This window comes from Pseudomonas sp. fls2-241-R2A-110 (assembly GCF_030209165.1).
Classification (GTDB): Bacteria; Pseudomonadota; Gammaproteobacteria; order Pseudomonadales; family Pseudomonadaceae; genus Aquipseudomonas.
The window spans coordinates 246389-259578 of sequence record NZ_JARVSN010000007.1; the positions used below are offsets into that span (position 1 = coordinate 246389).

Annotated in this window: 9 protein-coding genes; 7 read left to right on the plus strand and 2 right to left on the minus strand. The window is 58.3% G+C overall.

Features of this window, described 5'->3' with window-relative positions; all coding sequences use genetic code 11:
* Positions 1-13: 13 nt before the first annotated feature.
* From QRN31_RS06545 to QRN31_RS06555, 3 genes are all read left to right on the plus strand, one after another.
* Entirely contained in the window at positions 14-1381 is a 1368-nt protein-coding gene (locus tag QRN31_RS06545) for a DUF1329 domain-containing protein (protein ID WP_208669949.1), read from the plus strand.
* Positions 1382-1521: 140 nt separating this feature from the next.
* Positions 1522-4077: a LuxR C-terminal-related transcriptional regulator gene (locus tag QRN31_RS06550; protein ID WP_285430907.1), complete on the plus strand. Its 2556-nt coding sequence runs from the start codon at positions 1522-1524 to the stop codon at positions 4075-4077.
* A gap of 199 nt (positions 4078-4276) precedes the next feature.
* Positions 4277-6688, plus strand: coding sequence for a serpin family protein (locus QRN31_RS06555; RefSeq protein WP_285430908.1), 2412 nt, complete (start codon positions 4277-4279; stop codon positions 6686-6688).
* Between the two features lie 12 nt (positions 6689-6700).
* On the opposite strand, the gene QRN31_RS06560 is transcribed toward QRN31_RS06555, so the two are convergent.
* Positions 6701-7507 (minus strand): IclR family transcriptional regulator, encoded by an 807-nt coding sequence (locus QRN31_RS06560; protein WP_285430910.1) that lies wholly within the window; start codon positions 7505-7507, stop codon positions 6701-6703.
* A 165-nt stretch (positions 7508-7672) separates the two neighbouring features.
* Between QRN31_RS06560 and hmgA the strand changes: the two genes are divergently transcribed.
* Genes hmgA through maiA form a run of 3 tightly spaced genes read left to right on the plus strand, consistent with a single transcriptional unit; the run spans position 7673 to position 10933 of the window.
* Positions 7673-8977 carry a homogentisate 1,2-dioxygenase gene (hmgA, locus tag QRN31_RS06565; protein ID WP_285430912.1) on the plus strand — a complete coding sequence of 435 codons (1305 nt, stop codon included), beginning with the start codon at positions 7673-7675 and terminating at the stop codon, positions 8975-8977.
* A 3-nt stretch (positions 8978-8980) separates the two neighbouring features.
* On the plus strand, positions 8981-10285 hold the full coding sequence (fahA, locus tag QRN31_RS06570; RefSeq protein WP_285430913.1) for a fumarylacetoacetase: 1305 nt from the start codon (positions 8981-8983) through the stop codon (positions 10283-10285).
* Between the two features lie 12 nt (positions 10286-10297).
* Complete coding sequence (maiA, locus tag QRN31_RS06575) at positions 10298-10933, plus strand: maleylacetoacetate isomerase (protein ID WP_285430915.1); 636 nt, start codon at positions 10298-10300, stop codon at positions 10931-10933.
* 244 nt (positions 10934-11177) lie between these two features.
* Here the strand turns inward: maiA and QRN31_RS06580 are convergent, their stop codons facing one another.
* Positions 11178-11981, minus strand: a complete 804-nt coding sequence (locus QRN31_RS06580) for a SirB1 family protein (RefSeq protein ID WP_285430917.1) — start codon at positions 11979-11981, stop codon at positions 11178-11180.
* Positions 11982-12166: 185 nt separating this feature from the next.
* Here QRN31_RS06580 and QRN31_RS06585 point away from each other — a divergent pair, with 185 nt between their 5' ends.
* A complete protein-coding gene (locus QRN31_RS06585) occupies positions 12167-13186 on the plus strand; it encodes a Glu/Leu/Phe/Val dehydrogenase family protein (protein WP_285430919.1) in 1020 nt (339 codons plus the stop codon).
* Positions 13187-13190: the final 4 nt, after the last annotated feature.

Consider the following 13190-nt stretch of genomic DNA (forward strand, 5'->3'; position numbering starts at 1 on the left):
AAGGATGAATTCAATGCGCAAGATGATTCTGCAATGCGGCGCCCTGGCCTTGAGCCTGCTGGCTGCCAACGTGATGGCGGCGGTATCGCCGGAAGAAGCGAACAAACTCGGCACCACGCTCACCCCGCTCGGCGCCGAGAAGGCCGGTAACGCTGACGGCTCGATCCCGGCATGGACCGGTGGTATCCCGAAAAACGCCGGCGCGGTAGACAGTAAAGGCTTCCTGGCTGACCCGTTCGCCAGCGAAAAACCGCTGTTTGTGATCACCCCCGCCAACGTCGACAAGTACAAGGACAAACTCTCGGAAGGCCAGGTGGCGATGTTCAAGCGCTACCCGGAAACCTACAAGATCCCGGTCTACCCGACTCACCGTACCGTGGCCGTGCCGCCGGAAATCTACGAATCGGCCAAACGCAGTGCGCTGAACGTGAACAGCATCAACGACGGTAACGGCCTGGCCAATTTCACCGGAAACCGCTACTACGCGTTTCCGATCCCGAAGACTGGCGTGGAAGTGTTGTGGAACCACATCACCCGTTATCACGGCGGCAACCTGCGCCGCATCATCACTCAGGTGACGCCGCAGACCAACGGCAGCTACACGCCGATCCGCTTCGAAGAAGAGATCGCCGTCCCGCAACTGATGAAAGACCTGGACCCGGAAAAGGCCGCCAACGTGCTGACCTTCTTCAAGCAGTCGGTGACCGCGCCGGCGCGTCTGGCCGGTAACGTGCTGCTGGTGCACGAAACCCTCGATCAGGTGAAAGAGCCGCGCCTGGCGTGGATCTACAACGCCGGCCAACGTCGTGTGCGTCGTGCGCCGCAAGTGGCCTACGACGGGCCGGGCACCGCCGCCGATGGTCTGCGCACCTCCGATAACTTCGACATGTTCTCCGGCGCACCGGATCGTTACGACTGGAAACTGGTCGGCAAGAAGGAAATGTACATTCCGTACAACAGTTACAAACTCGACTCGCCGAGCCTCAAGTACGACGACATCGTCAAGGCTGGCCACATCAACCAGGACCTGACCCGCTACGAGTTGCACCGCGTCTGGGAGGTGATCGGCACAGTGAAGCCGAGCGAGCGCCACATCTACGCCAAACGCCACATGTACCTCGACGAAGACAGCTGGCAAGTTGCGCTGGCTGACCACTACGACGGTCGCGGCCAACTGTGGAGAGTGGCCGAAGGTCACGCCCAGTATTACTACGATCACCAGGCTCAGGCCTACACGCTCGAAGCGCTCTACGACATCATTGCCGGTCGCTACATTGCGCTGGGCATGAAGAACGAAGAGAAACACAGTTTCGAGTTCGGCTTTGAGGCCAAGTCCGCCGATTACACACCATCGGCACTGCGGGCGGAGGGCGTCCGGTAAGGGACTCGATTCACGGGCAATGCAAAAGGCGACCCATGGGTCGCCTTTTTTATGGCTGCCAATCAGCGCCCTGAATACTTCTCAACAAGCGCGCTTCAGAGGGCTAGGGTTGTCGGACAATTATAAATAGGCACGCCGCAATGACCGCCATGACCCCGTGTCTGGACCGTCCTGGATTTCTGCCCCGACTGTCTTCGCATCACCTGTCGCGTGATCGATTGAACGAGCCTTTGCTGGCTTCGGCGGCACGGGTGAAATTACTCTGCGCGCCCGCCGGCAGTGGCAAGACAGCGCTGCTCACCGACTGCTTGCTACAGGCTCCGCCACAGTGTCGGGTGTGTTGGCTGCCGCTGTCAGGTGTGGCATTGAGTCCCGCGGATTTTTGCCAGCGTCTGGCGCAGACATTGGGGCTGGCGTCTGCGCAAGAGTCGGATGTACTCGGTGCGCTGGCTCGATTGCAAGCGCCAACCTGGCTGTTTATCGATGACTATTGTCGCGTTCCGAACCCGGAACTCGATCACCTGTTGGACCGCATGCTGGCCGCCAGCAGTCCGATGCTGACCTGGTGGCTGGGCGGCCGGCGGCGCCCGCAATGCAACTGGCCACGATTGCTGCTCGATGACGAGTTGTACGAATGCGAGCGCGCCACGCTGGCGTTCAATCAACCGGAAATCGCTTCGCTGTTACGTCACCTGACACCGGTCGATGCCAGCGCCGCTGCCAGCAAAATAATCCAGCGCAGTGGCGGCTGGTGTGCCGGTGTGCGTGTTGCGCTGCTGCAAAAATGCGACGGGTCGCGCAACGACCCGCAGCACAGTCGACCGGACACGTTACTCGATTATCTCGAGCACGAGCTGTTCACCAGCTTGACCCCGGAGCTGGCGGAAGTCTGGCGGGTGCTCGCGCATTTTCCGCGATTCAATGCCCGCCTGTGCGATCACCTGTTTGGGGCGGGTGAAGGTGCGCAATTTTTGAAAACCTTGCAAGAGTTGGGGTGTTTTATCGAGCCCTGGAGGGAAACGGACGACTGGTTGCAGATTTTCCCACCGCTCACGCAGTTGATGCGCGCTGAACAATGGCCGGCGGGGCGCTCATGGCATCGTCGTGCCTGCCAGTGGTTTGCGGCCGAACTCGATTGGAAAGCCGCCTTCGAACATGCCTTGCTGGCTGAAGAATTCGAGGTCGCGGTCAGCCTGTTGCAGCATTTCAGTTTTGAGCACCTGTTCGAGGAACAGACGGTCGTGCTGTTGTTGCATTTGCATGAACAACAGGGCGAAGAACTGATGCTCGGGTCATCGCAACTGGTCGGGCTGATCACCGCCGCCTTGTTGTTTGCCGGTCGATTCGGCCAAGCGGCTGATTGCATCGAATATCTGTCTCGATTCACACCTCAGCCGTCGGCATTCCTTCAGCGGCAATTGATTGCGCGCTGGCAGGCCCAGCAAGGCTGGATGCTGCATTTGCAGGGGCACATGGAGGGCTCACGCGAGCACTTTATCGACGCGCTGAGCGTGCTCGGTCCTGACCTCTGGCCCGTGCGCTTGATGTGCCTGTCGGGTTTGACGCAACAGGCCTTGCTGCGGGGCGAACTCGATGTCGCGCAGTCCATTAACCGCGATGCGTTGTGCCTGGCGCGAGCACAAGGCTCGCTGGTGTTCGAAGGGCTGCTGGAACTCGATCACGCGAAATTGCTGGAGCAACGTGGGGCGCCTCAACGTGCCGAAAGTTTGCTCGCCAACATCCATGGCCTGCTCACCCGCCAGCATCGAAAAGCTGAGCCGTTGCTGGGGCGGATTGCCTTGCATCGTGGCCGGTTGAGTTTGTCTCAGGGCCTGGATGCCCTGGCGGCCGAACATTTCGAAGCAGGGCTGCAAATTTGTCTGCGCAACCATGACAAACGGGTGCTTTATGGCTTCCTTGGATTGGCGCAGGTTGCAGGCAATCAGCGCGACTACGCTCAAGCGTTTGTTCATCTGCGCGATGCCGAGCGCTTGATGCAGCAACGGCAGATTCCCGACACCGTTTATCGTGGGGCGCTGTTGCAAGTCAGCAGTCAACTCTGGCTACAGCAGGGTCGCCCCGAACTGGCCAATGAAGCGCTCAGCCGGGTGCTGCGCCACTACCGTGCTCCGCTGGCGCGACAGGCCCCACCGGCAACATTAATGTTGATTGCGCGGAATGAATACTTGCTGGTATTGGCTCAGGTATATCTGCACCAGGCCAAAGACCCGATGAGTCAACTCGCCCACCTGCTCGAACAGTCGCAACGGTCGGCCATGCTGGCGCTGGAAGTCGAATTGCTGTTCGCCGGGGCTGAAGTTGCATGGCTGAGCGGTGATTGCGTTACGGCCAGAGAGTCTTTGCACAAGGGCTTGAACCTGGTTGATCGCTGTGGTCTCCAGCAGGCGTTTTGCGAGTTGCAACTGCGTCAGCCCGACCTTGTATCAACGCTGGGCGCTACCGGCGTCAGTCTTGAAAACACGGCACTCGTTAGTGAAGTAAACCCGCTCAGTCAGCGTGAAGTTGAAGTACTCAAGTTGATTGCACTGGGTAATTCCAATCAGCAGATTGCAGAACAGCTGTTCATTTCGTTACATACAGTCAAGACACATTCTCGGCGCATCCATGGAAAGTTAGGTGTGGAGCGTAGGACTCAGGCAGTTGCAAAGGCCAAGAGGTTGGGGTTGCTTGATTGAAAAGAGGGTTGGCTGGTTGTAGTGCGGTTTTGCTTTTTATTGTTTTTAAAAATAACCAGGTATTTTTGTGTGGGTGAAGAGTCGTAACTTACATAACAAGAAAGATGTTGTGGGTTTTGAATTTTAGAAAATGAAGTTAGTTTTTGTTGATCGAATAATTGGCGTGTTGCCATTATCGTTATCAACAAGGATTATTTTGATGAGTGTTAATAAGGAATTACCAAGTCAAAGGCAGTTGCGACTGGACTATTGGCGTGAAAATTATGGTGAACAAAATGTGCAGCGTTTTCTGGCTCTTGAATCAGCCTTGGTGGAAAGTGAAAACACGTTGAATGAAGTATTGGGGCCACGAGCTTCATTGAAAGCCTATGCGCGTCATCGCATTCGTTCATGGGCACAAAGTTCGGCGGGTGTCGAGTGTGAGCCTGACCAGATTATCGTGACGTCCGTGCATAAATTTAACGTGGGGGGACGAGAGATTGTGCAGGAAGACAAGCGATCGTTGACCGAGTTTGTTATTTTCGGATTGCAAATGTCGACGCTGCAACAATTGGATTTTTCAGGAACGGTCTTTCCGGGGCTCACAAGTTCTGGCCTTCAGCGCTGGCTCTCTTCGACAGATATTCGTTCTGACTTTACGATCATGATGGTTTCCGGTGCATCCGCAGCGATCAATGAGGCGATGCAAGAGCATTTGGCTCGACAGATAGAGTTCACGCTTTTTTGCGCTAACGTCGAACGCTATTACGAACGTCTGGACGACCGTTGGGTTCTGCGATACCTGCAAGGAGATCCTGCGCTGTTTGTACGTGGTGTGATTTTACCGGGCTCGGCAGCTCCGATGAAAAACCTGTTTGTTATCAGTGAACAGGGGAATCCGCAAGGTCGAAATATTCTATATGCGCCTGGCGCTCCCGATGGAAAGGTCTGGCACAGTTTCGATAACGTCGTCGCAATGGGAAATGCCGTAGGTGATTGGGCAAGCAAGTCTCCAGCGTTTATTGATGATCAGGTGAGTGTCCGCTATCGAGACTCCGCTCATCTATTTTTCCGCGAGCTGGCGCAGAACAAGCGCTTCTGGAAAAACGACGATGTAAAGTTGCGCGAGTTTATTTCTCCGAAACCAGGGCAGCCTCTGTTCGGTGTCGTGTCTGAACAGATTCGCTGGGACACAATCGAGGCGGGTGAGTTGGCCCCGGCAAACTATCGTAATGCGCCTGTCTTTTGGCGTGAGCAGTTTGCTCGACTTAATACCGAACTGAAGGCGCTCTATACCGTCGAAGCTCGGGATCACACGTTCATTTCGTATCAGCAATTTGCCTACGACTTAATAAAATACACCCTTGAACAGGCACTAAAGTCTCAAGGCGAATTCGCAGCCGTCGATCCCGATCTAATTATGATTGAGTTCAGTCCTTCGGAAAAAGCCACGCTGACTTCTGTTATTGCCAGTGAAAAAGTCTTCTATCCAGTTGAGAAGGGAAACACGTCACCCGATCTTTACCCAAGGTATCGACTGGAACCTGGGCATCCCTCGCTCAAAAAACTCACTATCGTGCACCTTGCCCAGTGGGCCCGGACGCTACGTCCAGGTGAGAAGTACATTGCAATGCTGAGTTCGGTTTATCTTGAGCCCACCGAGTTGAGCTACACGTTCAGGCGCGAGGTCCATCGTCAGCGTCAGTTAGCGGAAATGAACCGGGCTGCGTTGTCTGAGTACTTTCAGCAGCGAATGACCTTTGAACAACTCAATGGCTTGCTCAATTCCATTGTTTCCCTCAAGAGTTCGCAAACGCGCGATCCGTTGGGCGATTACCCTGCGATGGAAAACAGTGTTTACCAGTTTCACCTTGGTCGACGACGTCCAGTGGAAGGGGTCTATGTATTCCGGCTTATGAACGGGAAAACAAACGAGGATTGGTTGTATACGCCGCAAGCGCCAGACGGAACGTGGTTTCGCCCGCTAGGCCATTTTGTTTCATCGGTGCGTATCAAGGGCTTGAGGGAGTATTACGCGACGCGAGTCCACTTCACTGATCAACTCGCCGTCAGCAATTACTTCGACGAGTTGGAAGCGTCGACTCGCAGCGTGCCGCCGCCTGACTTGGAACACAACAGCCGCGTCCGGGACTTCGCCAGGTCTTACGATGACAGGGTACGGCGCGTTATCAGGGAAGTGGATGCGCAAACCACCAGTCTTGCCGAGATCATTACAGGTCTGACCTACAATGCCGTCATCCAGGCCGCACAAGTCATCAGCCTGATTATTCCTCCCCTTGGGCTGGCGGTTGCCGCGATTCAAATCACTAAGAACATCTTGGAGGGTGCACAGGCTTATCACGATGGAAACAAAGACAAAGCCATCACTCATTTCAAGGATGCACTGATCGATCTGGCTTCATTGGGCTATGGCAAATACAAGGAGTTTGGCAAGCAAGCAGTCACCGCCACCCAGAAAACACTGATCAGTCTTGCCGGGGATGCGAAGACAGTTGCAGGCCTGGTTTCCCAGGCCATGGGCCGAGAGGTCCCTCACAAAGTGCTAATAGAGATTGTTGAGGACGTACTGTCCGAGGTCGGCGTAAGGAGCAGCAAAACCACGGTACGTTGATCTGACTGCCGGTTAATCCTTGAGCTGAACCGCTGTCGGGGTTGGCTCAAACCCCATCCGCCAACTAACGGCCCGCGTCGCCGCCAGCAATCGCTGCGCCGCCGGGCCGTTTTCATCGGCGTGAAACAACGACGCCGGGCCGACAATAGTCATGACAGCCGCCACATTCCCGACAGCATTGAACACCGGTGCCGACAACGCATCGACCCCAGGCATGAGCAAACCATGCACATGATGCAGGCCGCGTTCGCGGATCTGTTCGCATAACGCCGCATAGGTCTGATCGTCCGCCAAGGCATGGTCGGTGGTGTTGCGCAGTTCCTGGTCACGCAAGTCCACGGTTTCCCGTTTCGGGAGATAAGCGCCAAACACCAGGCCAGTGGACGAGCTGAGTAACGGCAGCACCGAGCCCAATTGCGTTACCACCGTCACCGCGCGCACGGCCGGTTCGATGTGCACCACGGTCGCACCCTGATTGCCCCACACCGCCAGAAAACAGGTTTCGTTCAGTTCATCGCGCAACTCGGCCAGGGGCAGGGCGCCGACTTTCAGCACGTCCATACTGTTGAGTGCGGCAAGGCCTACGCGCAGTGCTTCACGACCGAGTCCGTAATGGTTGGTGGCCGTGTTCTGCTCGGCAAAACCGCTGGCAATCAAGGCCTGCAAGTAACGATGAACCTTGCTTGCCGGCATCTGCACGTGTTCCGCCAGGCGCGACAGCGAGGTCGAAGGTGACAACTCGGCCAGCGCCTTGAGGATGTCTGTACCGACCTCGGCCGAGCGGACTTTCTGTTTATCGTTGTTGCGCGGCGTTTCCATGAAGGCGGTCTGATCCGGGGATGAATGGGCGTCTTTATAGCTTGACGGTCAATACCAATCAAATTACGTTATGCGTAATCGAATTACGATAAAAATAACCCAGGCAGGCCCCAACCTCTGCAACAGAGCGACAGGCCATTGCCTACTCCCTGTTCAGGAGGCTCCATGAACCTCGATTCAACGGCGCCAGCGCTGGCTTACCAGTCAGGCTTCGGCAACGAATTCAGCAGTGAAGCGTTGCCCGGCGCACTGCCCGTCGGCCAGAACTCCCCGCAAAAAGCCCCTTACGGCCTCTACACCGAACTGTTCTCCGGCACCGCGTTCACCATGGCTCGCAGCGAAGCGCGGCGCACGTGGATGTATCGGATTCAGCCGTCGGCCAATCACCCGGCGTTCGTCAAACTGGATCGACAACTGGCCGGAGGCCCGTTGGGTGAAGTGACCCCCAATCGCCTGCGCTGGAACCCGTTGGACCTCCCTAGCGAGCCGACCGATTTCATCGACGGGCTGGTGAGCATGGCCGCCAACTCGGGCGCGGACAAACCGTCTGGGATCAGCATCTACAGCTACCGCGCGAACCGTTCGATGGAGCGGGTGTTCTTCAATGCCGACGGCGAACTGCTGCTGGTGCCTGAGTTGGGGCGTCTGCGCATCGCCACCGAACTGGGCGTGCTGGAACTGGAGCCACTGGAAATCGCCGTGTTGCCGCGCGGGCTGAAATTTCGCGTTGAACTGCTCGACCCGCAGGCTCGCGGTTACATCGCCGAAAACCACGGCGCGCCACTGCGCCTGCCGGACCTGGGACCGATCGGTAGCAACGGCCTGGCCAATGCGCGAGACTTCCTGACGCCGGTCGCGCATTACGAAAACCTCAAGCAACCGACCACTCTGGTGCAGAAATTCCTCGGCCAGTTGTGGGGCTGCGAGCTCGATCATTCCCCGCTGAACGTGGTCGCCTGGCACGGCAATAATGTGCCGTACAAATATGACCTGCGCCGTTTCAATACCATCGGCACGGTCAGTTTCGATCACCCGGATCCGTCGATTTTTACTGTCCTGACGTCACCGACCAGCGTCCACGGCCTGGCCAATCTGGACTTCGTGATCTTCCCGCCGCGCTGGATGGTCGCCGAGAAAACCTTCCGTCCACCGTGGTTCCACCGCAACCTGATGAACGAATTCATGGGCCTGATCAAGGGCGAGTACGATGCCAAGGCCGAAGGTTTCGTGCCCGGCGGTGCGTCGTTGCACAGCTGCATGAGCGCGCACGGCCCGGACGGTGAGACCTGCACCAAAGCGATCAACGCTGAACTTGCACCGACGAAAATCGACAACACCATGGCGTTCATGTTCGAGACCAGCCAGGTGCTGCGCCCGAGCCGATTCGCCCTTGAGTGCCCGCAACTGCAACCCAACTACGATGCCTGCTGGGCCACGCTGCCCGCCACTTTCGACCCGACCCGGAGATAACCCATGACTCAGACTTCCATCACTCGTAGCTGGGTTGCCTCCGCCAACGGCCACACCGATTTCCCGCTGCAAAACCTGCCTCTGGGTGTGTTCAGCGTCAACGGTTCGGCACCGCGCAGCGGCGTGGCCATTGGCGAGCATATCTTTGATCTGGAAGCGGCACTGGACGCGGGCCTGTTCGATGGCGTCGCTCGTACCGCCGTCGAAGCCACCCGTGGCGGTCAGCTCAATGGGTTTTTCGAACTGGGCCGTGAGGCTCGCGTCGCGCTGCGCGAACGTCTGCTGGAACTGTTCGCCGAGGGCAGCACGCTGCGTGGCAAGATCGAAGCCCAAGGTGTAAAGCTGCTGCCTCTGGCGGCAAATTGCGCGATGCACCTGCCGGCGAAAATCAATGACTACACCGACTTCTACGTCGGCATCGAGCACGCGCAAAACGTCGGCAAGCTGTTCCGCCCCGACAACCCGTTGCTGCCCAACTACAAGTACGTGCCGATCGGTTATCACGGTCGTGCCTCGACCATTCGCCCGTCCGGCACCGACGTTCGCCGTCCGAAGGGCCAGACCTTGCCAGCCGGTCAGACCGAGCCGACCTTTGGCCCGTGTGCACGCCTGGATTACGAACTGGAACTGGGCATCTGGATCGGCCCGGGCAACGAGATGGGAGAGTCGATCGCCATCGGTGATGCCGCCGATCATATCGCCGGTTTCTGCCTGCTCAACGACTGGTCGGCGCGCGACATCCAGGCCTGGGAATATCAGCCGCTGGGGCCGTTCCTGTCGAAGAGCTTCATCACCAGCATTTCGCCATGGGTCGTGACGGCCGAAGCGCTGGAGCCATTCCGCCGCGCTCAGCCTGCGCGTCCTGAAGGCGATCCGCAGCCGCTGCCGTATCTGTTCGACAAGCGCGATCAAGCGACGGGCGCATTCGATATCGAACTGGAAGTGCTGCTGATGACCGAAGGCCTGCGCGAGCAAAAACTGCCCGCTCATCGCCTGACCTTGAGCAACACCCAACACATGTACTGGACCGTGGCGCAAATGGTCGCGCACCACAGCGTCAACGGCTGCCAGTTGCAGGCCGGTGATCTGTTCGGTTCGGGCACATTGTCGGGGCCGCAGAACGGTCAGTTCGGCAGCCTGCTGGAAATTACCGAGGGCGGGAAAAAGCCGATTGAGCTGGCATCGGGCGAAGTCCGCAAATTCCTCGAGGACGGCGACGAAATCATCCTGCGCGCCCGTTGCAGCCGCGACGGTTTTGCGTCCATCGGCTTCGGCGAATGCCGTGGCAAAGTCGTGGCGGCGCGCTAAGAGGATCGGGTCATGGAACTCTATACCTACTACCGTTCGACCTCGTCTTACCGGGTGCGCATTGCGTTGGCGCTCAAGGGCCTGGACTATCAGGCGCTGCCGATCAACCTGATCGCGCCGCCCGGCGGCGAGCATCGTCAGCCGCCGTACCTGGCCATCAACCCGCAAGGCCGCGTGCCGGCCTTGCGCACGGATGAGGGCGAACTGCTGATCCAGTCACCGGCCATCATCGAATACCTGGAGGAGCGTTATCCACAGGTGCCGTTGCTGTCCAAAGACCTCGCTGCCCGCGCTCATGAGCGCGGTGTGGCGGCGTTGATCGGGTGCGACGTGCATCCGCTGCACAACGTCAGCGTGCTCAACAAGCTTCGGCAATTGGGACACGATGAGCCGCAGGTGGTGGAGTGGATCGGCCACTGGATCAGCCAAGGGCTGGCGGCGGTTGAACAGTTGATTGGGGATGCGGGGTTTTGCCTTGGCGATCATCCGGGACTGGCGGACGTCTACCTGATCCCGCAACTGTATGCGGCCGAGCGCTTCAATATTTCACTTGAAGCGTACCCACGGATTCGCCGAGTGGCGGCGCTGGCTGCAACCCATCCGGCGTTCATAAAAGCTCACCCGGCCAACCAGCCAGATACCCCTTAAAGCCCCGATGTGGGAGCTAATGCTGTTCACTTAAGACCGTTTTTGGGTTTGGGTTGGGGGGCATATCCGTTACCGCAGCAACGGATATGTACCCAACCCGCAACCCGCAACCCCAAAACGTTCTTAAGTGAACAGCATTACGATGTGGGAGCGAGCTTGCTCGCGATAGCGGTCTGACTCACATATTGATGTTGGATTTACTAACGCCATCGCGGGCAAGCCCGCTCCCACAATGGATCTGCGATCAATGGACGATTGCATTGGGCGGTAGATGCCCCAGCCGTTCAGTCAGGCGAATCCGCTGGATCGGGTCATCACTGAGCAGCAACGCATGCTCCAGGTCAAAGCGCTCGGCGTTCGGGCAGTCCAGCCGCTGATAGAGGCTGGCGCGCGCCAGGTAATCGGAGGCGTTGGCGTTGCCCAGTTCGAGCACGCGTTCGGCGTCGATCAAGGCGCCGATGTAGTCATCGTGTGAGAGGTGCAACTGGCGCAAGTTGCGCGACAGGCGCTGCAGCATTTGAACCGGGTCGGCAGTCAGCAAGTGGTCGGCGCCGAGTTGCATGTTCGGGCCGTACTGGCGATGTAGCAGTTCACGGCAATCGTTGGGGTATAACCGACGCCCGCCACACGGGTCCAGCAAGTGATCGGCGCCCGGTACCCGCAGCAGGAAATGCCCTGGGAAATTGACCCCGACCAAAGGGATCTCCAGGCGCCTGGCCAACTCCAGGGCAATCAGTCCCAGTGACAACGGCTGGCCGCGCCGCAGTTCCAGCACCTTATGGATCAACGCCACTTGTGGGCGCAGCGGCGTGAAGTCGTCCTGGGCGAACCCCAGGTCATTCATTCGCCGTAACAGCGGTTGGGCCAGTTCGCTCACCGGTAACATCGGCAAGCCATAGCTGACCCGCTGTTGCAGATCGTTGAAGTCTGCCAGGACCGTTTCCGGGTTCAGCGCCTTATCGTGCTCGGCCGCCATCCACAGCGCCGCCTCGAACAGCGCGGGCGGTGATCGTTGCAGGCAGGCAAAGAAACATTGGCGGGGCGTCATGGAAATCTCCGGGCAATGCCTCGTTTTAGCCCCGTCTCCAGCATTCGTCCAGTGCTGTACACGGGCAGCTTGAGGTTATGTCCGAAAGCCTGCATCGCAGCGCTGCTTATTCCTGTGCGCTTCTGCAATTTTTGGGCGCAAGCCTATACTGGGGCGACTACAAGAAGTGATTCGGGAGCCTTACGATGTTCGCTCTCATGCAAAGCACTCGCCTTGAATCGCTGCATCTGAGCGTCGACCCGGTGACCGGGTTGAAGGCGGTCATTGCCATTCATAACAGACGTCTGGGGCCAGCCCTGGGCGGATGTCGTTACCTTGCCTATCCCAGCGACGAGTCAGCGGTCGAGGATGCCATTCGCCTCGCCCAAGGCATGAGTTACAAGGCTGCGCTTGCCGGCCTGGCACAGGGCGGCGGGGTTGCCGTCATCATTCGCCCCGCCCATGTGGAAAGCCGCGCCGCGTTGTTCGAAGCGTTTGGACGCTGCGTCAATGAACTCGATGGTCGCTACATCACCGCCATCGACAGCGGCACCTCGGTGGCGGACATGGATTGCATCGCTCAACAGACCCAGCACGTCACCAGCACCACCTCGGCGGGTGACCCTGCGCCTCACGCTGCCATGGGCGTATTCACCGGTATTCGTGCCACCGCGATGGCCCGCCTGGGCAGCGACAACCTAGAAGGCCTGCGCGTGGCCATTCAGGGCTTGGGCAACGTCGGTTATGCCTTGGCGGAACAACTGCACGCCGCCGGCGCCGAACTGTTGGTCAGCGACATCGATCACGGCAAGGTGCAACTGGCGATGGAACAATTGGGTGCGCACCCGATCGCCAACGAAGCGCTGCTCAGCACTCCTTGCGACATTCTTGCGCCCTGCGGTCTGGGCGGCGTGCTCAACAGTCACAGCGTGACGCAACTGCGCTGCTCGGCGGTGGCCGGCTCTGCAAACAATCAGCTGACTCACCTGGAGGTCGCCGATCAACTGGAGCGGCGGGGCATTTTGTATGCCCCCGATTACGTGATCAATTCCGGCGGGCTGATCTACGTATCACTCAAACACCGGGGTGAAGAGCTCACGACCATTACTGCACACCTGTCGAAAATCGCCTCGAGGCTGACCGAAGTCTTTGCCCATGCCCAGGCGGAAAAACGTTCGCCGGCGCGGGTGGCGGACGAGTTGGCGGAGAAAGTGCTGTACCGATGAAGGA

Excerpts from the sequence above, each read along its gene's own strand:
- QRN31_RS06585 (WP_285430919.1), top strand. The coding sequence starts at position 12,167 with ATGTTCGCTCTCATGCAAAGCACTCGCCTTGAATCGCTGCATCTGAGC.
- QRN31_RS06555 (WP_285430908.1), top strand. The coding sequence starts at position 4,277 with ATGAGTGTTAATAAGGAATTACCAAGTCAAAGGCAGTTGCGACTGGAC.
- QRN31_RS06580 (WP_285430917.1), bottom strand. The coding sequence starts at position 11,981 with ATGACGCCCCGCCAATGTTTCTTTGCCTGCCTGCAACGATCACCGCCC.
- maiA (WP_285430915.1), top strand. The coding sequence starts at position 10,298 with ATGGAACTCTATACCTACTACCGTTCGACCTCGTCTTACCGGGTGCGC.
- fahA (WP_285430913.1), top strand. The coding sequence starts at position 8,981 with ATGACTCAGACTTCCATCACTCGTAGCTGGGTTGCCTCCGCCAACGGC.
- QRN31_RS06550 (WP_285430907.1), top strand. The coding sequence starts at position 1,522 with ATGACCGCCATGACCCCGTGTCTGGACCGTCCTGGATTTCTGCCCCGA.
- QRN31_RS06545 (WP_208669949.1), top strand. The coding sequence starts at position 14 with ATGCGCAAGATGATTCTGCAATGCGGCGCCCTGGCCTTGAGCCTGCTG.
- QRN31_RS06560 (WP_285430910.1), bottom strand. The coding sequence starts at position 7,507 with ATGGAAACGCCGCGCAACAACGATAAACAGAAAGTCCGCTCGGCCGAG.
- hmgA (WP_285430912.1), top strand. The coding sequence starts at position 7,673 with ATGAACCTCGATTCAACGGCGCCAGCGCTGGCTTACCAGTCAGGCTTC.